Raw genomic sequence first — 23,768 nt, 5'->3', positions numbered from 1 at the left:
TAACTAAAGATCACATTTAAATCTAACCTTGCCATAGATGCACAAATCTCGAATCTGGCAACCCCAAAAATCTCCCGTCTCTAACATCAGTTTTAGCGATGAAATGAGGTAAGAATTTTGACGAAAATACTTAGCGATCGCATTGCCGTTTATCTGCTCATCGGTGGACTCCTGTTTAGAATCATCATCGCCCTGGGGCTTTATCCGGGGTACGATGAGGCATATTATTACGTTTACAGCCATAATCTGGATTGGAGTTATTTCGATCATCCGCCAATAGTAGCGATTTCCACGGGTTTTGGGACTTGGATCACGGGATTAGTCAATCAATTTACTATTCGCTTCGGTACTCTCCTTCTCTATACTGGCAGCCTCTGCTTGCTATATCTGACGGCTTTAAAATTGTTCAGTCTGCCGGTCGCCAGAATGACTTTAGCGATCGCAACTCTCATCCCCATCTATGGGATTGTCTTCGGGATTCTCTCGCAGCCAGATAGTCCTTTAATCTTTTTTTGGTCATTAACAGTCTATTTAGCTGCCCAAGAATTCTGGCCAATTCGGGAAAAAAACTATCATCCTAGCTATCGTCTCGCTTATATTGGACTTGCCGTAGGATTGGCGGTTTTAAGTAAATATCACGGCTTTATTTTGGGTTTTGGTTTAGTTTTATTTTGTCTGACTACTCCCCGCTATTGGCCTGTATTTAGATCCCCTTGGTTGGGATTAGGATTTATTCTTTTTTTGATAACTTTATTGCCGATTATCTACTGGAATATTAACCATGATTGGATTTCCTTCCGCTTTCATTTAGAAGACCGTTTTTCTGGAGAACCCAAAACCTTTAATATTCTCGGTATTCTCTCGGTTATTGGCATTAGTATCGCCACGATGTTTCCTCCTTTTGGTTTGCCGATGTGGTGGGTGACATTTAAAAGCTTTGGCGAACAAATTCCTAGCTTTCTCTCGAAAAAAAGATTTTTTCATCGAGAAGAAGAATCCCTAAAAAAATGGTTGATTCTCTCGGTTTCTCTGCCTTTAATCCTGGGAATGCTTTATGTGGGTGCTTCCCATTATCTCGCCCCTAGTTGGATTTTACCCGGGTTTTGGTCCTGCACGATTTTATTAGGAGAAAAGGCCGCTACTTGGCAGCAATCTTCTCGAATCTGGGTAAAAAGATGGTTATGGGGATCGGGAATTTTTATCGTTACTGTTTTATCTATAGCAATGCTTCACGTTACTTTTGGTACTTTCCAAAAACCTAGTCAATACGCAATCTTTGGGGGAATTATTGCCCCAGAACAAGACCCTTCTCGGGAAATTGTCGATATCGATCAACTGCGCCAAGGCTTTGCTAATTCGCCCGAATTATTAGCACTATTAAAAGATTCTAGCTTCGTTTTTACCCATAGTTTTTATGTGACAGCATGGCTAGATATGGCCCTTTATCCCCTAGTTCCTATTCCCGTCACCTGTTTTAACAACGATCAAAGGGGTTATCAAATTTGGTTTAATCCTCAAGAATGGATCGGTAAAAATGGTTTATTAATTACTACAAATAGTTCCCTAGAAAGACCAGAAATAATCGATCGCTACCGTCCCTATTTCCAAGATATAACTAAAGTAGCTGTCATTCCCATCAAGCGCGGTGGTGTCGCCATTGAACAATTTCATGTTTACCAAGCTCAAGGACTAATTAAAACTTATCCTTAAAGCAGTTATAGCGGGTAGGGGATAGAAAAATTAGTTCATAAATACTCCTGATTCCTATCTCCCGAATTTTGTAACCTTTTTGACTTTTTACTTGATAAATATGTCCATTCATCGAGTGCGTATTGCTAGAGATAAAGGGGAATTTGTCCAGTCCTTAGTTAATTTTAATCAGGGAATTGGACCCTTTCAAACCTATGCTGATGTCATCGCTTTTGCGGCGGCTTTAGGGGTAAGATATCAAGAGAGGGTGACGATAGAAAATGTAGCGAAGGAACCCTCACCTATTAACCTGGAAATTTTTATTTCTCGTGGCTACGATACCCTAATCAAATTATTGGCAGTCAATGAATTCCAAGACACGAAAATTCTTTCTCCCCACGGGGTAGATTCGGAAGCTTTGCGAGTGACAATTTTCGAGGAATATGCCAACGCCGGTTTAGCAAGATTAGAACGAGAATTGCGCGGTGCGGTGGATTATACTGAAAGATTATTGTTAATTATCAGTCAAGAACGTTTTCGAGAAATTACTGCCACAACCGAATTCGATTTAGGGAGATTTTTGTAGTATAAATTCTAGTTATTCTCGTAGGAAGCAAAAAATCGATTGTAAAGCCTTTTATTGATCTCGTATAGTAGCCAAATAATTAAAAAACAGACAGAGATAAATATCAAAGGTTTTTTAGTCAGTAAATTCTGCAAACTCCAGAATAGTTGCTGCGGTTGAGTGACTAGATACCAACTATTCAGTCGAAGAAAACGCCCTAGATAGATACCGATCGCACTTAAAAAATGGAGAGTTATTTCTAGGGGTAAAACTGCTGAATTTAGCTGACTTTGCTGACAATAACTTTTTAAATTAAGTAAGGAGAGAACGTATAGCTGAAAGCCAATAAAAATAAAGATACTATACTGGGGAATTAAAACTAAAAAAATTAAACTTTTGGCGTAATCCTGCTGAATATAAGAGATTAAATGAATGCTATCGGTGAGAATATAGGGAGCATTGGGTAAAAAAAGCAGGAAAACTAAGAGAATTAACCACCAGATTAGGGAACGATCGAGGGTGGTCCGAAATAGCCAAAAGCTGAGGATAAAGGGGATAAACGCCAGAAAAGAATTCCAGACAATCCTCCCGGTACTAAGGTTAAATAATTGCCAAGCACTGTGCCACCAATCCCTAGTTAAAATCATGGTTAAATCTGCCAAAATCATTCCTTAAATACCAGTCTCCTCTAGGGTTGATAAATATCCTAACCAATTTTTTAAAGATTCCGGGAAAGGGATTCTTTGTCTAGCGGTGGGAGCGATGCAGACATGGCGAGTTTTCGCTTTTCCCACCATGATTTCAGCCAAATAAATTTTATACTGCAATTCAAACTCGTTTTCGCTCAGGGATCGGGCAGTGAAATCAATCTCTATGCGATCACCACAAAAAAGAGGCCGAAAAAACTGGATTTCCGCTTGAGTAATCGGTAGGGCAACTGGAGAATCTTTAAAAAAATCCTTGATATTGATGCCAAATTGTGCTAAAGAAAACTCGTAGGCTTCATGACAGATCGAGAGAAGATGGGCAAAGTAAACCACACCAGCTGCATCGGTATCGGCCAGATAAATTAGGCGTTCATAGGGCATAAAAAGCTTATTGTCTTTCCAGAAAGGTTAAACTATCTTGTAGTTGTCTTAACTCGTCCCGATGGGCTTTGACAGTTAATTCCGTTTGCTGAGATTTGCTTTCTACTTTAAAAGCCACTTCTTCTAAACGGCCGACTTTTTGCCAATAGAAAACACCGGCGAGGGGAGATAAAGCCACAAGAGCAAAAATATAGGGATTAGTATCGGGAAATAACACCGATAACACCAGTGAGAAGCAAAATAAACCCAAGGCCGCCAAAATTGTCAAAAATATCGCTAGAAAGGGGCTAGGCGGCACAAAACCCTGTAATCTGACAATATTTTGTTCGGGTTCGATCGCCTTGACTTGATAGGAACGTCGGTCAAAATAATTTCGCAGTTGTTCTAATAGTTGGTCGTCACTGGTACTGGTAAGATAGACACGCTGTTCGATACGCTCTTTGACGGAACCGCGAATAAAAAAGAATAATCCCACCATGAGCAGGAGAGTCAGAAAAAAAGTTGAGGAAAGAACGGGGGTATCCATGGCGGCGGTTAGGAGCGAAAAAACTTACAATTAATCCTAATTATCCTAACCTATCTTCTCCCCCGATTTAGAAGATAGACCCTAGGAGCAAAACCTCGATCGAGAATCAGAAAAATTTAACCCCAAGGCAGATTCATGGGCAACAATCTATTAACAGGATTAATCGAACCCTTGCAGTATAGTTTCATGCAGAGATCCCTAATTGAAGCTATCATCGTCGGGATCATCTGTGCGGTGGTGGGAACCTACCTGATGGTACAACGTTTGGCCCTCTTGGGCGATGCCATCAGTCACTCGGTCCTACCCGGACTAGCGATCGCTTTTATTGGTAATTTTAATCTTCTCCTGGGTGCTTTACTAGCCTCAATGGTCAGTACCCTACTGATTAACTTGATCCGTAATCGTTCCCCAATCAAAGAAGATGCGGCCATGGGTATTGTTTTCTCGGCTTTTTTTGCCCTTGGCATCACCCTGATCACTCTCATCCAAAAAAACAACAAAATTGACCTTAATCACTTTCTCTTCGGCAATATTCTCGGTGTTACTGCTGCCGACATTCGCGATACCCTAATTATTGCCATTATCGTTTTATTAACCGTTTTGCTCCTGTATAAAGAACTATTATTCTACACTTTCGACAAAATCGGGGCGCAAGCGGCGGGTTTACCAGTAAATTTATTAGATTTAGGCTTAATGCTCCTGATTGGTCTGACAATCGTTGCTAGTCTCCAAGCGGTGGGAGTAATCCTCGTTTTGTCCCTTTTGATTACCCCCGCAGCCACTGCCTATCTTTTAGTTACCCGTCTTCATCAAGTCATGGGTTTAGGTGTGGGTGTGGGTATTATTTCTAGTATCAGTGGGATGTATTTAAGTTATTACTGGAATTTACCCTCTGGACCGGCGATCGTGCTTGTCGCTTTTACCCTATTTATGTTGGCCTTTTTATTCAGTCCCCGTCAAGGAATTTTCACTCATCCCTCTAGTCTAGGTGGTCAACTTTCTATCTGGGTAGAGATGAAAAATTTGTTGAGACGGCGTTAGTTTGCAGGAGAAGGTGGGGTTTTTGGCAAGTGATCAAAAAAAGCCGACGGCCAGGATAACTGGTATATTTTGCTAGATTTTTTGCTAGAATGATAACGATTATCATTCTAGGTAGGCTATTTTAGCAAACAAATGAACTACTTGACAAAATAAATTAATTGTGTGCTGGAACTCTGCCCTCAATTAACTAGGGAGATACTCAAGACTTTTTCGGTGACTAGGAAAATCAATTTTTCCAGATTTCCGCACCGGAGATAACCCCAAAGACGAGGTAATAACCCGATAGCTTTCATTAGTTATCGTCTAGATGCCCAGAAAAATAAATACTCTAGCAAGGGGTATTTATTGACATTGGTAAAATCAGAAAACTTGGCCGATTAATTAACTATTGGAGTCCGTAAAAATATCTATGACCTTAGCTAAGTCCAAAGCAATTTTCGACAATGATGACTACAATCACTTTCCCGAAGTGATTACCGAACCTAAATCGCCGGTATCGGAAGCCGAGATGATGCAAGCGGTACGAACACTGCTGTTAGGATTAGGAGAAGATCCCGATCGCGAAGGTTTACGAGACACTCCTAAACGAGTAGTAAAAGCCCTAAAATTTCTCACTTCTGGTTATCAGCAATCCCTCGATGAATTGCTGAATGGGGCAGTTTTTCATGAGGAGGCTAACGAGATGGTTTTAATCCGAGACATCGATATTTTTAGCTCCTGTGAACACCATATTTTACCAATTATCGGCCGCGCTCATGTTGCCTATATTCCTAATGGGAAAGTGATCGGTTTATCGAAAATTGCCCGCATCTGTGAAATGTACGCCAGACGACTGCAAGTACAGGAACGTTTAACCGCACAAATTGCCGATGCTTTGCAGGGATTACTGCAACCTCAAGGGGTGGCTGTGGTGATTGAAGCGACTCATATGTGTATGGTAATGCGCGGGGTTGAAAAATCCGGTTCTTGGACTTCTACGAGTGCCGTGCGCGGTATTTTTGCCGATTCTGCTAAGACTCGTCAAGAGTTTATGAGTTTGATTCGTCATAGTCCCGATTTTCACTAATTACTCAGGGGGATCGGGATTATTTGATCGTCCTATCCCCGGTTTTTTCCTAAGCAAAAAACTAGAGCAAAACCAGCTATTTACTGTTTACTTTTTATTTTTGACGCGCTGTTATCATGCTGATTCGTCCCCGTCGTCTTCGTTATACTCCAGCGATTCGCCGTCTTGTTCGTGAAACCGAATTAACCGTTAATGACTTGATTTATCCCCTCTTTATCATGGAGGGAGAAAATCAAAAGGTGGCTATTTCTTCTATGCCCGATTGTTATCGTTATTCCCTCGATTTATTGCTCAAAGAAGTGGTTAATGCTTATAATTTAGGCATTAATGCCATCGCTCTTTTCCCCCTGATTGCCGAAGATAAAAAAGATAATTTCGGTAGAGAAAGTTATAATCCCGATGGTTTAGTGCCAAGGGCGGTGAAAGCGATCAAAAAAGAAGTCCCTGAAATAATTATTATCACCGATGTGGCCCTCGATCCTTTTTCGATTTATGGTCATGATGGTATTGTGGAGGACGGGAAAATTCTTAACGATGAAACCCTAGAAGTTTTAGTGAAAATGTCGCTCTCACAAGCGGCAGCCGGGGCTAATTTCGTCGCCCCTTCCGATATGATGGATGGTAGGGTTGGGGCGATCCGTCGAGCTTTAGATGCGGCTGGCTATTTAGATGTGGGAATTCTCGCTTATACGGCTAAATATGCCTCTGCTTATTATGGTCCCTTCCGAGATGCTTTAGAATCAGCGCCAAAATTTGGTGATAAGAAAACCTATCAAATGGATGGGGCTAATAGTCGGGAAGCGTTACGCGAAGCCAGTTTAGACATAACAGAAGGGGCAGATATTATTATGGTTAAGCCCGCTCTGGCCTACCTCGATATTATCCGTCGTCTGCGCGATAGTAGCCATCTTCCCGTCGCCGCTTACAACGTCAGTGGTGAATACGCAATGATTAAAGCGGCGGCAAAACAGGGCTGGATTGACGAAAAAAGCCTGATTTTGGAAACTTTAACCAGTATGAAACGAGCGGGGGCCGATTTGATTTTGACCTATTTTGCTGCCGATGTGGCATTAATGAAACAGGAAAGCCGATTTTAGGGTTTTTGCCAGCGAAATTGATAGAAATTATCCTGCGCTCCCCATACCTGCTGCCCGCTGCTATCATAACCTCGATCGCTGGTATCCATGCCCTGGGAATGTAGAATAATTGTATTAGTTATTTTCACCGCACCTCTGGCATTAGTGGGACAACCCTGGGGAGGAGTTTCTCCCCGATAACCCCCCGCTATCGGTTTTAAAAACACAGTACACACCGACTCGGCCAAATCTGATACATTTAATTTTCTTTCTGTCAAGTCTTTGTTACAAAAATTAATAAAGTTAGGGGCATTATTTAACTTATAAGCTTTCGATTCCACAGTGGAATTATCAGCGCTAGGTTGAATGACTAAAATTCTTTGACGATAGGGTTGATTTAAGCGATCGATAATCGCCTGTTCTTGATAAAGATAAATACTATCCTGTTTCGGGGAAAAATCCACGGCACAGGTGGTCATTTGCACCTTAGCAATGCGGGGGTTAGTCTGCGCTTGTTGCGTCGTATCCATAACCCCAATTAAATGATTAGCCACCCCCTGCACTTGCGGGTTAAGGGACAAAGATTGAGTGAGAAAAAATCCTAGGGCGATCGAAGTTTTCAGCATAAGCAGAGGCTTGATTCCGGTTAGTCTCTAATTAGCTTAAACTAATAAGCAGCAAGCGCAAAAATACCCCTTTTCCCATGGCTAATCATCTGGCTGAATCTGAAAGTCTTTACCTGCGAAAACACGCCGAAAACCCGATCGATTGGTGGTATTGGTGTGACAGCGCCCTAGAAATTGCCAGGAGAGAAGATAAACCGATCTTTCTCTCGATCGGTTATTCTAGCTGTCATTGGTGTACGGTTATGGAAGGAGAGGCTTTTTCCGATCGAGCCATTGCCGATTATCTCAATCAGTATTTTTTGCCGATCAAAGTTGATCGCGAGGAAAGACCGGACATCGATAGCATCTATATGCAAGCATTGCAGATGATGGTCGGTCAAGGGGGTTGGCCGCTGAATGTCTTCCTAACACCCGATAGTTTAATTCCCTTCTATGGTGGCACCTATTTTCCCGTGCAACCGCGCTTTAACCGGCCCGGTTTTCTGCAAGTGTTGCAATCGGTACGTCGCTATTATGAAGAGGAAAAGGAGAAATTAAGCAAATTCACGGCCGAAATGCTGGGCGCACTGCGTCAATCGGCCATTTTACCGCGAGCAGAGACCAATTTAGCCGATCCTTCCCTTTTAGCCACAGGAATCGAGACAAATACGGCAGTGATTCGGGTTAATCCCAATAACTACGGTCGGCCCAGTTTTCCGATGATTCCATATTCTCATCTGGCTTTGCAGGGCAGTCGCTTTGGTGACGATTTTGAGGATTCCCTCCGGCAAGCGGCCTATCAACGGGGGGAAGATCTGGCCCTAGGGGGAATCTATGACCATGTGGGGGGAGGATTCCATCGTTATACGGTGGATTCGACATGGACAGTTCCCCATTTTGAAAAAATGCTCTACGATAACGGGCAAATTGTCGAATATTTAGCCAATTTGTGGAGTGCGGGTAATCGAGAGGCGGCCTTTGAGAGAGGGATTAAAGGCACGGTTAACTGGCTAAAACGGGAAATGACCGCCCCAGAAGGTTATTTTTATGCGGCCCAAGATGCCGATAGTTTTGAGAAGGCCACGGATAGGGAGCCGGAGGAAGGGGCCTTTTATGTCTGGTCGGATCGGTCGTTAAGGGATTATCTCTCGACCGAGGAATTGGGGCTGCTGCAGGCTAATTTTACCGTTACTGCCGAGGGTAATTTTGAGGGTCGTAATGTGCTGCAACGTCGGCAAGGGGGAGAATTAGGGAAGGAGATAGAAAATCTGCTCGATAAGTTATTTATTCGGCGTTATGGCAGTTCTCAAGCCCAATTAGCTCTTTTTCCCCCGGCCAGAGACAATCAGGAGGCGAAAACCGTCTCTTGGCCGGGACGCATTCCGGCGGTAACGGATACGAAAATGATCGTCGCTTGGAATAGTTTGATGATTTCCGGTTTAGCCCGGGCCTTTGCCGTCTTTAGCGAACCTTTGTACTGGCAAATGGCTACGGTCGCGGCCGAGTTTATTCTCCAGCATCAGTGGTTAGATGGACGTTTTCAGCGCTTGAATTATCAGGGTCAGGCCTCGGTTTTGGCCCAATCGGAGGATTTTGCCTATTTTATTAAGGCTTTACTGGACTTGCAAACCGCTAAACCCCAAGAAACTCGCTGGTTAGAGGCGGCTATCGATCTACAGGGGGAATTTGATCGCTGGTTTTGGGCCGAGGATGAGGGGGGATATTTTAATACTGCGTCCGATCATAGTCTCGATCTGATCGTGCGAGAGCGAGGTTATACGGATAATGCCACCCCTTCGGCCAACGGAATTGCGATCGCTAATTTATTGCGTCTGTCGCGATTGACGGAAAATCTAGAATATCTCGATCGGGCCGAAAAGGCCTTGCAATCTTTTAGTATCATCCTAGAAGAGTCCCCCACCGCTTGCCCCAGTTTATTTGTTGCCCTCGATCACTATCTTCACGGTTTCTGTCTGCGCGCCCCGGAAAGCTCGATCGAGCCGTTGTTAAATCGCTATTTACCCACTGCGGTGTATCGAGTCGATGACAGTTTGCCCCCTAGCACATTTGGGTTAATTTGTCAAGGGTTATGCTGCCTTGAACCGGCGGAAAATTTAGAACAGTTGGACCAACAAATTGCCGGGGTGATGGCCGGTCCGTCAATACTACTCGGTTAGGGATTTTTTCTCTCTCAAGCAGAGAGAAGTGATAAAAAAGCAATTAACGCTTTTTTAATCACCAAGATTCAGGATTATTGATTATTTTGACCAAAATGGACAGGAATGGAGATAATTTTCTTCTCAATTGTCAAAACGCCCACACCATCGGTCAAAGCAAGGAGGCATCGCCGCCGGGGTTGTCTCTTTGATCGCCGCTCTCTCAACGTCAAGTGCCGACTCGGCAGCGATTATACTCGATTTGATCTGTATTGAGCGTTCAAGTCCCATTAGTTTTATCTTCAGCAATCTTATGGAGAACAAAAACATTATCTTGCTTTAAAAGCAGCCATCTTGCAAAAGGATAGCGTTTGACTTCTTTATAACCTTCGAGCAATCCAGAAGAAATCATGTAGTCATTACGATTTACCGACCAGTAACTTTTACCCCGCTTCCTCGGATATTTTGGATCGTTTAAATACCAGCTATTAAATTCGTGTCCACCATTAATATATTCAGGAGTAACTCCCTGCTCCATCAAATCATTTAATGCCTGCCACCGAGTTCGATTCCAGGCTAAGTAGTCATGGGTTGCCGCCATAGTAAATCCGCCCCAAATAAAGGTCATTGTCAAGGCAAAAGCAGTTATTTTTTGGCCAATATCTTGCTCGTTAATATAATTATTTGAAATCACTAAAAGCACCATAAATAATGGTAAAAGAAACAAAAGGTAACGATCGATGGGATAACTTACTCCAAAAAGAAAAATATATATCAATATTGCTGAAAGTATTAGTACTTTTAACCATTTTTCCGATTCTGAAAAAGTTTGAATGATTGCTAAACATAAGTAGTAAAGCAATAAAAGCGCCCCAAGGACACCCATAGCCGTGATTATCAACCAAAATATTTTTAAACCAAGGGAATAGGGTGGATAACTTACCTTCAAGGGATCAGGATATCGAAGTGTGAAAGGACCTAAGCCAAAATAAGCTAGGACATTTCCAATCAATGGCATAGTTTGGCCTCGCCAAATCAATCTACCCATCACGACAACAAAAAAGCTAGATATACTCAAGATCGTTATGGTTTTCTGTCGGCGAGATATTTCTTTTAATTTTTTTACGAAAAAGATCGCTATAATAGGGAAAATAAAACAACCTATGTATATCAGTGAAATCATGATAATGTGGTTGCGAAAATCTAATTGTCGTGTACTTAACACATTCTCTGGTATTAAGCGAGTGCGACCGGTAGAATAAAGCCAGTTTTGATAAAATCTATGCAGTAAAATCCCTGAAGAAAATATGACAAAACTAGCAAACAAAAACTTTATTTTAAATCTTTTTTTAAACGAGTATGCCAGGGCAAATGATAAAAGAATCACTATTGCGTACTGGCGAATCAAAATATTGACATAAACTAAGCAAAGACCCAGAATAACTTCACTTATTGATTCCCGCTTCAATCCCCTGATCAGAAAATAGAAAGATAGGATACTTAAAGCCAGAAAAGGAACGTCGGTCATAAAGCTGTTAGCTAATCCAAAGTATAGAGGATTAACCACTACCAGCAAAGCGCCCAACAAAGAGATTTTCTGATTGGCATTAACCTCTCTAAGCAGTCCATAAGTACCAATCGCACCGATTAATCCTAATGTTAAAGTTGAGAAGCGTAATGCAGTAAATGAAAATCCAAAAGGAAGGCAAAATAAGGCTCCCCAAAAGGCTTGAAAAAATAGGTTAGCATGAGCTGGACTGGGAAAGCTGAAATCACCTTTCTCCAGAATCGATTTTACGGCTAGTCCATAAACCCAGTCATCATTAAGAGGAAAATTACCCAAAGGATTGACGACAATTACCATCACAGTCCATATCGCAATAATTATTAAAATATTGACAATATCAGCTTTTTTTTGATGACTAAAATAGCTCCAACTTATTACATCTGTTTTGTTCATGGCTCTAATCTTACGAAAGGAAAATAGAAGCAAGCTTCATTTATCTATGATACGGCCGGGGTTGTCTCTGTCATCGCCGATCTCTCAACGTCAAGTGCCGACTCTGCAACGATTATACTCGATTTGATCTTTATTGAGCGTTTAAGTCCCAATAATTGCCCCTTAGTGGATATTTCTACAAATTTGAGCTGCAACCCAGCCAATGGAGGTGAAAGATTGCCCGATAGATGGGATTATGAACCCGCAGCCGGCCTTGATCTTTGATCACTAACCCCGATAAAAGTAACTCTTTTTCTGGGGGGCTATCCTCGGCAATTACCTCCTTTTCCCTTAAAATCCGTTCATAGAGTCTCAGGAGCAACTGGGAGCGATGACTGTTGAGGAGCCGATCGCGAATAGTCCGCAGATGTTCCGGTTCATCCTGAGCCTCCCAATTGTCAATGATCTTCTTCTGTACCAAGTCCTCAATCCAGGAGGCCTCACCATTGGGGGGAATCGACGAGGTGGCGGTGCGAATTAACTGACAGAGTTTTTGGGTTAGAAAAGGTTGACCGTTTGTCCAAGCAAAGACTTCTTTTAAGACAGTTTGCGGGTTACTAAATTTCTCGGCCAATCCGCGCAGTAAAGGCTGGGCTTCGTGTTCCTTAAAACCCTCCAATTGAATCGAATGACCGATATTAAAAGGAGTGATTTGGTGGTCGGTAATTAAATCGGAGGGGGTGACAACACCGAAGAAAGCGAAGGTCAAACGCCGATAGAGCGGGTTAAAGCCACGCTGGTTATAGCAGGAACGAATCAGGGCAAAAAAGTCATTAACCGCGAAATTTAAGCCCAAAACGCTATCAATTTCATCGATAAAAATTATGATCGGTTTCGGGGGAGAACCTTCCACTATCCCCACTTCCAGCAATAACACCTCTTCGATAAATTCGCCCAAGCGCTGCACTGCCGAGACATCTTCCCGTTCTTGCCACCAAGCTTTGAGATTGACCCTTTTGAGCAGGCCAAAACGTCGTCCTAACTCGAAGGCTATCCCCTTGTACCATTGGTCAGGAGTGACATTTTCGCTGCCGATACGGGTTAAATCAATGGGAGCGCAACAGATACCCTCGTGTTGGAGGTGATCGATCATGCGTACCATTAAACTAGACTTGCCCATTTGACGGGGATTGAGGACATAGCAAAAATCGCCGCGTTTGAGGGCTTTATAGAGATAACGGTCGGCGGCGCGGACCACGTAGGTGGGGGCATCCATGGGTAAACTGCCCCCCACTTGGTAGTCAAAGGTGCTAGATTCTTCGGTACTTCTGAGCAGTTCATTTTCAAACAGTAATTCTGCTTGGGTGGCCTTGAGAATTTCTAGGGTTTGGCTGAGTTCCAGGGTGCGCTCCTGCACTTTCTGTTCTAGGGTGCGGCTATACTCGGCCAATTCTTCGGTAAAGCGAATCCGTTCCGCTTCCGCCTGTTTTCGTTCGGTAATATCGGTAAAAGCGGCGATAGCATAGATAATTTCTCCTTTTTCGTCAAAAACGGGCGTGGCATACACTCCTAGGGGAATAATCTTCTCTCCTTGGTGAACTTCTATATCATCCACCGTGTTTTTTTCCCCCCTTAAGGCCCGGACAATCGGCTGGTTTTCGGTGGGATACAATCGATCGGTTCCAGCTTGATATAACTGATAGGTTTCCCCCAACTGATTAGCCGTGGTGATATTAACTATCCCTTTTCCCAAAATCTCTTGGGCGGTTTGATTGGCGTAGTAGGGTTGACTGCCAGCATCGAGGACGAATACCCCCACCGGCATGGCTTCTAAAAATTGCGCTAGTTGTCTCTGTTTGGCTTTGATTTCAGCGTAGAGTTTGGCGTTAGTAATTGCGATCGCTGCTTGGCTGGAGAGCAGTTGCAGCACTTCCAATCTTTCTTGGGTAAAAGCCCCGACGGTGAGATTATTTTCTAGATAGACAATTCCCCGCAGTTGTCCTTGGTCGAGGAGGGGGGAACAGAGCAGCGATTTGGTTTGATGGGTTTTAATATAGGGATCGTTGCTGAAACTGCCCTGATGGGCGGCATCGTTATTAAGAACGGTTTGACCGCTCCGGGCTACATAGTTAATAATTGAGACGGGAAGATGTTCTTTGATCGCATTAGATTTAAAGACTGTCACCCCATCTTTCTGCACTGAACCGGAGGCCTCGATCGATAATTGTCCGCCGCTTTCTAGGATAAGATAGCCCAGCTGCGCCCCCGCATTTTCGATGAGAATTTTCATCAGGGTGGCGAGTAATTGATCTAAAACTATCTCGCTAGAAATGGCTTGGGATGCCTTCATAATCGTGGCTAAATCTAACAGTTCTCCCGAATGACTAACTGAATTTTTTCTGGTGGTAGTTCTCCTAGTTTCGGTCAGGGAATTGGACCCATAATTATTGACCATTAACTGAGAATAGCGGCTTTCTATGTCTTTGACTTTAGCTGTTGCTCCCCAAAGAGAATAGAGATAAGCAGCTTCATTGATGTAGGTTTTGGCAATTTTTACTTTACCCCAATCGAGATAGAATTTCGCCGCTAGTTCGTTAGCCAGTGCCTCTTCATTAATGTATTCATTTTCCTTGGCTTTAGCGATGGCTAGATCGTAGTTTTCTATGGCTTCTAGATAGGATTGCTGCACCCGGTCTTTTTCCGCTTGCACTAAATAAAATTTATGGAGATAGTTAGAGGGGGCTTGATTGGCCCATTCCTGTTGCTTTTTCTGATTATTCGTCACTCGTTCTAAGGCCTGCTGTTTTTGGTCATTGTCCAGATGATTATAAATAGCTAAATGGGCGAGAGAATCATAAAAGTTATGCAGAGAAATCAAGAAAGTGGCGGTAGCTCCTCCTAGATAATTTTGGGCTTGATTAGCATTTTCAATGGCTTGTTTGTACTGTCCAAATAGATAACAAAGGTATAATTTATTGACAAATAAAGCACAGAGACCATAGAGATCATTAGCCTCTAGATGGTACGGTAACATAACAGTTTCTTGATAGTATTGTCCTTCTAAAAGACCGGGATTTTCCGAGCGTCCCAGCAGATTTAAAACTGTTTGTCCGTAGATTTTTAGATAGTTGCGGGGGTTTTCTTGTTTGAGCTTAACAAAAGCCAGATCATAGTTAGCTATTTCTCCAGCTAATTCGGTTAATTCCTGTCCGATAAAAGCGGAATGAAAACAGTAAAGATAGGCGCAGATCGTTCCGTAGTAGAGATCCCCCATTTCTAAACCGGTTTGATAGGAAGATTTTAACAAGGACAGGGAATTTTTAATCGGTTCTTTCCAGATACTAATAGTGGTGGAAAAGACGGCAATTATTTTCGGCATCAGGGCTTTGGCATGAAATTTATCGGCAATGTTTAAAGCCAATTTTCCAAATTGATAACCCGTTTCCCAATCTTCTAAAAGACCACAAAGAATTAAGCCATAATTAACATAAGTAAAAGCCGCTAGATAACTATTGCCGTACTCAATTGATAAGTTAACCTGTTTTGATACTAGGATGGGTAAAAGATGAGGAGCGGCAATAAAAATAGGAGAAAATATAGCACTTGCTATCTTCATTATTGCTAATTTTTCTTCCTCATTTATCGGCGGCAAATTACTTAAATCTTCGATATTTTTACCCGCTAATTTTTGCCTAGTTTTAGTGAGTTCTTCCTGTATATCTGATGATTGTAAGGATTCAGGAATCTCGAAATCTAAGCTTTTTAGGACAGATAAGCCAATTTGTACCGCTTTTATTTCTTGATTTTGGGCGTGATAAGCTTCGATGATTACTTCATAAACTTTGATTTTATCTAGGGTGGTTTTTGCCTGTTTTAATACGAGATTAGCCCAGCACTGCATCTGCTCAAAATTCCCACTTAAATAGGCAATTTCTGTGGCTTCAGAATAAATATTTAAAGTCATTTGATAGTTATTTTTCCAGCTTGATTTTTTGAGAAGTTTTTGAGCGATTTTAATGTATTTTAAGGCTCCAGTTTTGGCATTAGCGGCTTTGGCTTTTTGGGCTGCTAATAAATTCAAGTTAGCCACTAACTCTCGTTCTTTTTCCTCGCTAATTAGTTGATAACCAAGATTGAAATGATCGACTATTTTAAAAATTTTTTCCGATAATTCGTTGACAGAAGTATGCTGCCAAAGTAGGCGACCAATTTTTAAATGAATTAAAGATTTTTTGCTGTCTTCGATGAGAGCGTAAGCTCCTTGTTGAATGCGGTCATGAGCGAATTTATATTCTTTAATCAGTAATTGTTCATCTAATTCTGAGAGAGGAATAATTAAACCAGCTTCGCTACTAGAAGTTAAAATTGGTAAAATTTTTAGAGGTAATTTTTCAGAGATAACCGCCAGACTATATAAATTAAACTCTGCTCCAAAACAAGCTGCTAAACTTAAAACCTCCTGGGTTTCGTGCGGTAATTTCTGCATTTTACCGACCATGAATTGAATCAGATTATCGGTACTGCCAATCCTTTGAATTTGGCCGAGATGCCATTGCCAATAGCCCCTATTATTGTCGCTTTTAGTGGTTGTTTCCTGCTCCAGTTGGAAAAATAGCAAATTTTCCCAGTAGATAGTTTTGAGAAATTCATTGACAAAAAAAGGATTACCGTGGGTTTTTTGCCAGACTAAAGTGGACAAAGATTGCACATATTCCAGTGAATGGTTTAAGGTGTCAGCAATCAACTGATTAACCTGTTCAAGCCCCAGAGGTTTTAAAATAACTTGATTGATAATTATGCCCCCCTGCTCTAATTTATCGAGGGTAGCGGTTAGGGGATGGGTGGAATTAATTTCATTACTGCGATAGGAGCCAATTAAAAATAAATAGTCCGTATCGCCATCGAGCATAATTAATTCTATTAACTTGAGACTAGCCAAGTCTGCCCATTGCAAATCATCGAGAAAGATGACTAAGGGATGTTCTGGGGAACAAAAGACCCGAATGAAATTTTTAAAGACTAAATTAAAGCGATTTTGAGTAGCGATCGCTCCTAATTGTAACACCTCTGGTTGTGGACCGATAATTAATTCTAGTTGGGGAATCACATCAATAATAACCCGTGCATTCGCCCCCAAAGACTTGAGCAGTTTTTGTCGCCATAGTTCCAGTTGTGGCAGACTTTCCCCCAAAAGTTGCTTGACGAGATGAGTCAAAGCGCTAATCACGGCAGCATAGGGAATATCGCGCTGAAACTGGTCAAATTTACCGGAGATAAAAAAGCCGCGTTTTTCAGTAATTGGCTGATAAATTTCCCTAACCAAGGTGGTTTTACCCATGCCAGAATAACCCGTAACTAGCATCAGTTCGGTGTGAGAGGAGTTTTTACTCGCCGTGGCTACCCGTTGAAAAGCAGTGAGAAGAGTGGCGATTTCTGCCTCCCTGCCGTAGAGTTTTTGGGGAATTTGGAACTGATTGGCTAGATCTTGCCTAGCGATAACAAAATCATCAATTTTAGCCGTTTTTTCTAGTTGTCTTAAACATTCTTCTAAATCTGCCCGAATACCGTAGGCACTTTGGTATCGTTCCTCGGGGGTTTTAGCCATCAGTTTCATGATGATTGCCTCCACCACTGGGGGAATTTCCTCCCTGACGAGACTATTAATCTCCAAAGGTTGTTTTGCCAGATGACAGTGAACTAATTCCAAAGCATCGTTAGCCCGAAAAGGTAATTGTCCGGTGAGAAGTTCGTAGAAGCTAACGCCCAAGGAATAAAAATCCGTGCGGTAATCGAGACTGCGATTCATCCGTCCGGTTTGTTCGGGAGAAATATAGGCTAAAGTCCCCTCCAGGACGTTGGGATTTTTTAGCCCGGGATTTTCCCGCCGCAGGACGCTGGCAATGCCAAAATCGATGATTTTAATCTGTCCGGTTTCGGGGTTAAGAACTATATTGGCAGGATTAATATCTTTGTGAATAACCTTGGCGTTGTGAATTTTCTCTAAATTAGCCACTATTCGGAGTGTAAGGCTCAAAAAGTCCCTTAAGGGCAGAGGTTTGCCCCCTAGCCATTTTTTTAAGGATATACCACCGAAATCTTCCAAAATAATCACGGGAGTTCTGCGGTAGGTTTCTAAACCATAGGCTTTAATCGCCCCCTCGAAGTTCAGACCGCAGATGGTTTTATACTCCTGTTTGTAGTGGGTTAGTTCTTGGGCGGTGGGATATTCTTGCTTGAGGATTTTGAGGATAACCGGTTGATTATCGGCGGTGCGAATCGCCCGATAGACTTCTGAGTTAACGCTTTCGTAAACCTGGGTAAGAATGTCGTATCCTTTGAGAACAATCATTTTTTTACTCGGCGATTGTAAACGGCTGCGGGTCTCCCCAAGAAAAATTCTACGGGAACTAAAACAAGACTCCGCAAGGCTGACAGGACTTGATTTACCTGTGAGACGGAAGGACGGGGAGAAGGCAGCACCTGCTCGAAATACTCGGAATGCAAGGTAAAACCAAAGTGAACATCTTCTGGCAAACTCAGTTTAGCAATCGGTCCGTCCTTGAGATTGTCAGGGTTAAATAACCAAGCTTCTAATACTTTGGTCGGGGTTAAAACCGTCGTCAATAGATAGCCCTGTTCTTGGGGAATAAACTGAATGCTATCTAAAATATAGCCATCGGGACAAACATAAAAATCCAGTAGTCCCCGACCTAAATGTGATACATGAGTATCACTGGCATTTTTTTCTTGGCTAATCTGTTGACTTAACTGATTCCAATCTCTATCGAAGGGAACCTTGGCTAATACCGAGGGCAAGTCATGACAGGGAAGTTCGGCATCCCTGAGGATGCGATTACTCTGGTCGCGAAAATCCATATACTGACGACGACAGATTAATTCGCGCACATAACCGAGATAAATTTGATAAATGGCACTGTACCCCTGTTCCGATTCCCTCGGGTCGGCGGTGTAGAGACTGGTACAGAACCAACCCGGATGGATGAAAGCTTGTTCGCTCATCACCCTGGCATCTTCGATAACCACTTTGCGTAGCACTCCGGGGTCAAAGGAAAACATCCAAGGAATGCCGTGGTATTCGGGGGGATAACCCTGACCAGTAAAATGTTGGATATCGTCTTTTTCGATCGCTTCGGTTAAACTAATAGTGGCATTTTGGATGGCCACAAGCTGAATTTGACCGTTGGTACTATAGTAACTACAAAGGAAGTGATAACTGTCGCCATTGAAGGTAATTAATCGCGAGGGAACGGTGGTTTCTTCTTCCTTGAGATCTTGACGGTTAACCAGATAAATTTGAGTTTTCGGATAGGTTTCTTCAGGCTTAATTCTGATACCTAATAGTTTGGCTACTCCCATCTGAAAGGGCATATCGGGAATCATGATATAATCTTCGGTGACGATGACCGAATGGGGGCTACCATCGAGGATACTTCCCTGTAGTTTCCAGGGTTTAAGTTTTTTTTGTTGATCCCAAAGAACAATATACACCGATTTATCTAAATCTTTTAACATACCACCCGATACAAGTTTTAGCTTTAATTCACAGGTGATAAATTCTTGGGTCTTTTTGTCGTAGAAGGGGTGAGCGGTATTTTCTAGGACTGGTAAAAAAGATAAAGGCACCGAAACAATATGTTGGTCAAAATAACCAATCGGGGTGATAGTGTCAAGGGAAACGGGATCCACTTCCCAGTAACGTCCAGCATCGGCGGTGAGAATTAATCTGGTTTCTTCTAGTTGTTTATCTTCGGCAACTTTTTCTAGTTTAACCATAGCAGTATTCGCTATTTCCGAAGCACCTAAAATGCTGATCACGGCGGGAAAATTGGCTCGACTAATATTAAATATTGGTAAAACTTTTCGCCAAAAACTATCCCAAGTTTTTAGTTTTTTACTGTAAACGTTAACTTGATTATTTTTCCCTTGCAAGTCCCATCTAATAATTACACCCTCGCCAGAGAACAAATGACGGTCATTTTTTCGATGAAAAGGACAGACGATAAAAACGTATCCCGAAAGATTTTCTGGCCAATGTCCCTCGGTAACTGTGGCTACTGCTTGATATAAATTGTTCTCATCCGGTTGACCTAGTTGCGAGCGACTAAAATTCCTAACGTTGACAGTATTTTGGACAGTATCTTTGATTGACCTATTCATAAGTAATCATACAAAATTGATTTACTAGGTTCAAAAGGCACTCATGCAGAAGGCAGCTTTGTTCTCGCCACTTCCCACACCCTCACTGATAACTGATAACTGTTTACTGATAACTGATAGAGGATTTCACCTCTAAAAAATAGCGTCGATACAATTCATAGCCGGGTACTACTTTATCTCCCGATTGTTTGAGTAGCCCCATACTGCTGAGTTTGTAAGCGAGAATTGGGTCTAATTGTATGGGTTCCACGGCGCTCATCACCCGATCGAGGGCTTTTGCTAGTTCAGGCTGTTGTTCTAATACCGCCCAATGGCGCCGCAGGTGATGGGCATAAATCCCCGTGACGGAGGTGGCACTGGTTAATATTTGCGTCATGGTTATTTCCTCCCGACTGAGATAGTAGAGGGCAGTTTGTACCAAAGCTGGGTGTCCTCCCACTAACTCCATCAATTGTTTGACTTTTTCCTGATTTTCCCAGGTGAGTTGATAACGTTGGGCTAATTGCAATACTTCCTCAAGACTAAAATGACTTAGCTGTGCGGGAAATCCGACGTTAAAGGGGGATTGATTGAGCTGCAGGGGAACATAAATTTCCGTGGAATGGACAACGATAAGACGGAGTTTTTGCCAGATAGGTAGGGTTTTGGCTTCCTCGTACCAAGAACGCAGCAGCGGTAAAAAATCCTTGGCCACTTGGGGATGTTCAAACATCTGATTAAGTTCATCGAGAGCGAGGACAATGGGGGCGGTAATCGATTCCAGGAGATAGTCTTGAATGTAAACCGTACAGCTAATCTTGCTGCCTAAATCCTCATCCCAATACTCATCTAATTGTGGTTTTAACTGTAGTTGACGGGCGGCATTGGCACACAACCAGCGCAAAAATTGGTTTAAATCAGCCAAAATCGCCTGGTCCACCTGTTCTAAGTTCAAACTCACCGTGCGGTAGCCTTGCTGTTTGGCAAAATCGAGCATTCTCAAAAGTAGGGAAGTTTTGCCCATTTCTTTCGGGGCTTTTATCCGCACTAAAGCCCCCGGTTTCTTGATTTCCTGCCTTATCTGTTCTTCGAGGGGAAGACGTTCTAAATAAAATGGGGAACCAAGGGGAACTGCCCCATTGGGATAGGGGGGTAATGTGTCCAATTTTTCGCTCTTGGATGCAGAATTACCCGGAATTTTGTCTTGAGGGGGTGCTGTTAGCTGAAAATTCAGGGCGGCTATTTCTTGCCAGTCGAGGCATAATCGACGACAAATTTGTGCAAAAGTGGCTTGTTCTACTGGTTTACCAGTCAGGAAGTTACTGACAATAGCCAGACTAAATTCAGCTTCTTTAGCTAAGGAACGTTGACTGCTAAAGCCCTGCTTTTTCACGGCTAATTTAACTTGATTGAGGCAGTGTTGTTGTACTCTTAGATAGCCCGACATGGAATCTCTCATAAGAAGTGGGGAATTATGAATTATGAATTATGAATTATGAATTATGAATTATGAATGGTTCTTCGGTTGGTGCTATGCAATTTTTGTCAATTGTTTTCTATCTAGAACGAACTAATCAATTAAGTCTCTTGCCAGATAAGGATTTAGTCGATTTATGCCACCCGATCAAACCATACCAAGTAACGAAGAACCATAAAAATAATCTCCTGACTCCTGAATTCTGTCTCCTGACTTCTGAATTCTAACCCAATGGTAGATGTTGGATTTTTGCAGGAGTTGTATTTTTCAAAAAAGATAAGCAAAAATTATATATTGACTCCAAAAACTTGAGAATATTTAAATTAACATTTCGCAATATTTACAAATTCTTAAGAATTAATTGAGAAAGATTTTTATTTAACAACGATGTTGTAATAGTTACAGCGATTTGATAGAATTTCATAGTGGGTTATTCTGTGCTTTTTTGAGCAGCAATGGTTGAAACCCTTGCCACACCTACAAGATGATCCTAATTAAAACGGGTAAATCAGTCAATTTCACCCACAACGATGATCTTTTTTTTGTGTAGTTTTATTGCAAAGAAAAAGTTTTTTTGACAAAAAGCATAAAGTATGATATGTAGCCAACGTATTTCTGGCTGCCAGTAGTTATTGCCGAGTGGGAGTTGGGAAGCTTTTCCAGTAATCAGTAAACAGTAAACAGTAATCAGTGAGACACTGTTGATGGAAGTTTTTTCAGTGGATAGTAAACAGTAATCAGCTTCTGAAGGCAAGAGTCAAAGGTTTTAGATTCGTCCCTTGTAAACTGATAACTCACATCTGATAACTGATAACTGATAACTTATAACTGATTTTAACGGGATAATTTAGTCAACAATTCCAAGAATTTTTTACTATTAGGAGTCAAGAGAGTTCGACGATAGGCATCGGCGGCCTTTTTAATCGCTTCCGCTTGGGTGGGGTAGGGATGAATAACAATAGAGAGTTTACTCAGTCCGATTTTAGCAACCATAGCGGTGGTAATTTCAGAAATCATCTCACCGGCGTGGGTGGCGACGATAGTGGCTCCTAAAATTTGGTCGGAACCTTGTTTGTGAATAATTTTTAAAAAACCGTCCGTTTCGCCATCAGCGATAGCTCGATCGACTATACTAAAAGGAATTTTAATAGTATTAGTGGCCAATCCCCGGGCTTGTGCCTGGGTTTCATCCATGCCCACATGGGCGATTTCTGGGTCAGTATAAGTGACCCAAGGCATAACTAAATTACTGAGCTTATAGCGTCCGAAACCGAAGGGAGAAAAGAGGGTATTTTTAATCACAATACGGGCGGCTGCATCGGCAGCATGGGTAAATTTCCAATCCATACAGATATCACCGGCCGCATAAATTTTCGGGTTAGTAGTTTGCAGATAATCATTAACTTTGACTCCCCGACGAGTATCGTATTCCACGGCCACTGCTTCTAAATTTAATCCTGACAGATTAGGCCCCCGGCCGGCAGCGACTAAAATCTCATCAACGGTGATAGTTGCTCCTTGACCGTTGCTAGTATATTCAATGGTTTTACCCCGCTCATTTTTTCTCACCCGTTCAATTTGGCAGCAGAGAATCAACTGCATTCCTTCCCGCAGGAAAGTATGCTCAATAATTGCGGCTGCTTCTGGGTCTTCTTTATTCAACAGATGGGAATGATTATGAAATAAAGTCACTTGCGTGCCTAACCGTTGAAAAGCTTGAGCTAATTCACAACCAATCGGCCCGCCACCGATAATAGCTAATCGAGGAGGTAATTCTGTGAGGGAAAAAATTGTTTCATTGGTATAAAATCCCGCTTCTTTTAGTCCGGGGATATCGGGATGAAGGGCCCTAGTACCAGTGGCAATGACGGCTTTTTTATAAGCGAGGGTTTTTCCCGCCACTGCCACGGCATTTTGTCCTAAAAAACGAGCGCTACCCAAGAAGACATCGATACCTAGTTTTTGGAAACGTTGCACCGAATCATTATGGCTAATATCGGCGCGAATTTGCCGCATTCTGGTCATGACTCTGGCAAAATCTACCCTAGTATCCCCAATATCAATTCCTAATTTTTTGGCTTTCTCAATTTCCCCGATAATTCTAGAGGAACGAATCAGACATTTAGAAGGAATACAACCGAAATTGAGGCAATCTCCCCCCATTAAGTGTTTTTCCACTAAAGCCACTTTTAAACCTATATCTAAACCCGCCGCCCCCGCCGCTACGACTAAACCCGCAGTACCCGCACCGATGACGACTAAATCATAACAATCCTGGGGTTGTGGATTGACCCAATCGGCGGGATGAACATAATTAACTAATTTTTGATTATGTTCGTCCATGGGGAGAATATTGACTTTACTAGAGCTATTTTGAAACATA

The 23,768-nt window shown here is 42.3% G+C and carries 17 protein-coding genes; 7 read left to right on the top strand and 10 right to left on the bottom strand.

Going from position 1 to position 23,768, the window contains the following annotated elements; genetic code table 11:
- Nucleotides 1–117: 117 nt before the first annotated feature.
- Together myaer_RS01690 and myaer_RS01685 are read left to right on the top strand one after the other, a co-directional pair.
- The gene (locus myaer_RS01690) at nucleotides 118–1,710 is read left to right on the top strand and encodes an ArnT family glycosyltransferase (protein ID WP_046660698.1); all 1,593 of its coding nucleotides are present in this window, start codon (nucleotides 118–120) and stop codon (nucleotides 1,708–1,710) included.
- A 100-nt stretch (nucleotides 1,711–1,810) separates the two neighbouring features.
- A complete protein-coding gene (locus tag myaer_RS01685; protein WP_002801872.1) occupies nucleotides 1,811–2,275 on the top strand; it encodes a DNA phosphorothioation-associated protein 4 in 465 nt (154 codons plus the stop codon).
- 8 nt (nucleotides 2,276–2,283) lie between these two features.
- Here the strand turns inward: myaer_RS01685 and myaer_RS01680 are convergent, their stop codons facing one another.
- From myaer_RS01680 to myaer_RS01670, 3 genes are read right to left on the bottom strand one after another with little or no spacing between them, the layout of a single operon-like run.
- Nucleotides 2,284–2,922, bottom strand: coding sequence for a DUF1361 domain-containing protein (locus tag myaer_RS01680; protein ID WP_046660697.1), 639 nt, complete (start codon nucleotides 2,920–2,922; stop codon nucleotides 2,284–2,286).
- A 3-nt stretch (nucleotides 2,923–2,925) separates the two neighbouring features.
- On the bottom strand, nucleotides 2,926–3,342 hold the full coding sequence (locus myaer_RS01675; RefSeq protein WP_046660696.1) for an acyl-CoA thioesterase: 417 nt from the start codon (nucleotides 3,340–3,342) through the stop codon (nucleotides 2,926–2,928).
- A 7-nt stretch (nucleotides 3,343–3,349) separates the two neighbouring features.
- Nucleotides 3,350–3,868 (bottom strand): cofactor assembly of complex C subunit B, encoded by a 519-nt coding sequence (locus myaer_RS01670; protein WP_002801877.1) that lies wholly within the window; start codon nucleotides 3,866–3,868, stop codon nucleotides 3,350–3,352.
- A 135-nt stretch (nucleotides 3,869–4,003) separates the two neighbouring features.
- Between myaer_RS01670 and myaer_RS01665 the strand changes: the two genes are divergently transcribed.
- The 3 genes from myaer_RS01665 to hemB all read left to right on the top strand — a co-directional run bounded on the left by myaer_RS01665 (nucleotide 4,004) and on the right by hemB (nucleotide 7,072).
- Nucleotides 4,004–4,909 carry a metal ABC transporter permease gene (locus myaer_RS01665; protein ID WP_046660693.1) on the top strand — a complete coding sequence of 302 codons (906 nt, stop codon included), beginning with the start codon at nucleotides 4,004–4,006 and terminating at the stop codon, nucleotides 4,907–4,909.
- Between the two features lie 409 nt (nucleotides 4,910–5,318).
- The gene (gene folE / locus myaer_RS01660; RefSeq protein WP_046660692.1) at nucleotides 5,319–5,975 is read left to right on the top strand and encodes a GTP cyclohydrolase I FolE; all 657 of its coding nucleotides are present in this window, start codon (nucleotides 5,319–5,321) and stop codon (nucleotides 5,973–5,975) included.
- Nucleotides 5,976–6,091: 116 nt separating this feature from the next.
- Nucleotides 6,092–7,072, top strand: a complete 981-nt coding sequence (gene hemB / locus myaer_RS01655) for a porphobilinogen synthase (protein ID WP_046660691.1) — start codon at nucleotides 6,092–6,094, stop codon at nucleotides 7,070–7,072.
- On the opposite strand, the gene myaer_RS01650 is transcribed toward hemB, so the two are convergent.
- On the bottom strand, nucleotides 7,069–7,677 hold the full coding sequence (locus myaer_RS01650; RefSeq protein ID WP_046660690.1) for a chromophore lyase CpcT/CpeT: 609 nt from the start codon (nucleotides 7,675–7,677) through the stop codon (nucleotides 7,069–7,071). The two genes, hemB and myaer_RS01650, sit on opposite strands and share 4 nt — an antisense overlap.
- A 77-nt stretch (nucleotides 7,678–7,754) precedes the next feature.
- Between myaer_RS01650 and myaer_RS01645 the strand changes: the two genes are divergently transcribed.
- Nucleotides 7,755–9,833: a thioredoxin domain-containing protein gene (locus myaer_RS01645; protein WP_046660689.1), complete on the top strand. Its 2,079-nt coding sequence runs from the start codon at nucleotides 7,755–7,757 to the stop codon at nucleotides 9,831–9,833.
- A gap of 123 nt (nucleotides 9,834–9,956) precedes the next feature.
- On the opposite strand, the gene myaer_RS21270 is transcribed toward myaer_RS01645, so the two are convergent.
- The 5 genes from myaer_RS21270 to myaer_RS01625 all read right to left on the bottom strand — a co-directional run bounded on the left by myaer_RS21270 (nucleotide 9,957) and on the right by myaer_RS01625 (nucleotide 21,367).
- Nucleotides 9,957–10,103 (bottom strand): hypothetical protein, encoded by a 147-nt coding sequence (locus tag myaer_RS21270; protein ID WP_158524788.1) that lies wholly within the window; start codon nucleotides 10,101–10,103, stop codon nucleotides 9,957–9,959.
- Nucleotides 10,093–11,772: an ArnT family glycosyltransferase gene (locus tag myaer_RS01640; RefSeq protein ID WP_046660688.1), complete on the bottom strand. Its 1,680-nt coding sequence runs from the start codon at nucleotides 11,770–11,772 to the stop codon at nucleotides 10,093–10,095. The genes myaer_RS21270 and myaer_RS01640 overlap by 11 nt, the downstream gene beginning before the upstream one ends.
- Before the next feature lie 175 nt (nucleotides 11,773–11,947).
- Nucleotides 11,948–18,100, bottom strand: a complete 6,153-nt coding sequence (locus myaer_RS01635) for an AAA family ATPase (RefSeq protein WP_046660687.1) — start codon at nucleotides 18,098–18,100, stop codon at nucleotides 11,948–11,950.
- Nucleotides 18,097–19,929, bottom strand: a complete 1,833-nt coding sequence (locus myaer_RS01630) for a carotenoid oxygenase family protein (RefSeq protein WP_046660686.1) — start codon at nucleotides 19,927–19,929, stop codon at nucleotides 18,097–18,099. The genes myaer_RS01635 and myaer_RS01630 overlap by 4 nt, the downstream gene beginning before the upstream one ends.
- A gap of 103 nt (nucleotides 19,930–20,032) precedes the next feature.
- Complete coding sequence (locus tag myaer_RS01625) at nucleotides 20,033–21,367, bottom strand: AAA-like domain-containing protein (protein ID WP_046660685.1); 1,335 nt, start codon at nucleotides 21,365–21,367, stop codon at nucleotides 20,033–20,035.
- A gap of 50 nt (nucleotides 21,368–21,417) precedes the next feature.
- On the opposite strand from myaer_RS01625, the gene myaer_RS21825 reads away from it, so the two are divergent.
- On the top strand, nucleotides 21,418–21,612 hold the full coding sequence (locus myaer_RS21825) for a hypothetical protein (protein ID WP_071839409.1): 195 nt from the start codon (nucleotides 21,418–21,420) through the stop codon (nucleotides 21,610–21,612).
- 607 nt (nucleotides 21,613–22,219) lie between these two features.
- Here the strand turns inward: myaer_RS21825 and myaer_RS01615 are convergent.
- Entirely contained in the window at nucleotides 22,220–23,767 is a 1,548-nt protein-coding gene (locus myaer_RS01615) for a mercuric reductase (RefSeq protein ID WP_046660684.1), read from the bottom strand.
- Between the last annotated feature and the right edge of the window lies 1 nt (nucleotide 23,768).

Origin of the sequence: Microcystis aeruginosa NIES-2549 (genome assembly GCF_000981785.2) — a bacterium.
GTDB classification, from domain to species: Bacteria; Cyanobacteriota; Cyanobacteriia; order Cyanobacteriales; family Microcystaceae; genus Microcystis; species Microcystis aeruginosa_C.
The sequence above is the reverse complement of the archived record's forward strand: the minus strand, read 5'-3'. Positions and strand labels throughout refer to the sequence as shown.

Excerpts from the sequence above, each read along its gene's own strand:
- myaer_RS01685 (WP_002801872.1), top strand. The coding sequence starts at position 1,811 with ATGTCCATTCATCGAGTGCGTATTGCTAGAGATAAAGGGGAATTTGTC.
- myaer_RS01680 (WP_046660697.1), bottom strand. The coding sequence starts at position 2,922 with ATGATTTTGGCAGATTTAACCATGATTTTAACTAGGGATTGGTGGCAC.
- myaer_RS01675 (WP_046660696.1), bottom strand. The coding sequence starts at position 3,342 with ATGCCCTATGAACGCCTAATTTATCTGGCCGATACCGATGCAGCTGGT.
- myaer_RS01670 (WP_002801877.1), bottom strand. The coding sequence starts at position 3,868 with ATGGATACCCCCGTTCTTTCCTCAACTTTTTTTCTGACTCTCCTGCTC.
- myaer_RS01665 (WP_046660693.1), top strand. The coding sequence starts at position 4,004 with ATGGGCAACAATCTATTAACAGGATTAATCGAACCCTTGCAGTATAGT.
- folE (WP_046660692.1), top strand. The coding sequence starts at position 5,319 with ATGACCTTAGCTAAGTCCAAAGCAATTTTCGACAATGATGACTACAAT.
- hemB (WP_046660691.1), top strand. The coding sequence starts at position 6,092 with ATGCTGATTCGTCCCCGTCGTCTTCGTTATACTCCAGCGATTCGCCGT.
- myaer_RS01650 (WP_046660690.1), bottom strand. The coding sequence starts at position 7,677 with ATGCTGAAAACTTCGATCGCCCTAGGATTTTTTCTCACTCAATCTTTG.
- myaer_RS01645 (WP_046660689.1), top strand. The coding sequence starts at position 7,755 with ATGGCTAATCATCTGGCTGAATCTGAAAGTCTTTACCTGCGAAAACAC.
- myaer_RS21270 (WP_158524788.1), bottom strand. The coding sequence starts at position 10,103 with ATGGGACTTGAACGCTCAATACAGATCAAATCGAGTATAATCGCTGCC.
- myaer_RS01640 (WP_046660688.1), bottom strand. The coding sequence starts at position 11,772 with ATGAACAAAACAGATGTAATAAGTTGGAGCTATTTTAGTCATCAAAAA.
- myaer_RS01635 (WP_046660687.1), bottom strand. The coding sequence starts at position 18,100 with ATGATTGTTCTCAAAGGATACGACATTCTTACCCAGGTTTACGAAAGC.
- myaer_RS01630 (WP_046660686.1), bottom strand. The coding sequence starts at position 19,929 with ATGAATAGGTCAATCAAAGATACTGTCCAAAATACTGTCAACGTTAGG.
- myaer_RS01625 (WP_046660685.1), bottom strand. The coding sequence starts at position 21,367 with ATGAGAGATTCCATGTCGGGCTATCTAAGAGTACAACAACACTGCCTC.
- myaer_RS21825 (WP_071839409.1), top strand. The coding sequence starts at position 21,418 with ATGAATGGTTCTTCGGTTGGTGCTATGCAATTTTTGTCAATTGTTTTC.
- myaer_RS01615 (WP_046660684.1), bottom strand. The coding sequence starts at position 23,767 with ATGTTTCAAAATAGCTCTAGTAAAGTCAATATTCTCCCCATGGACGAA.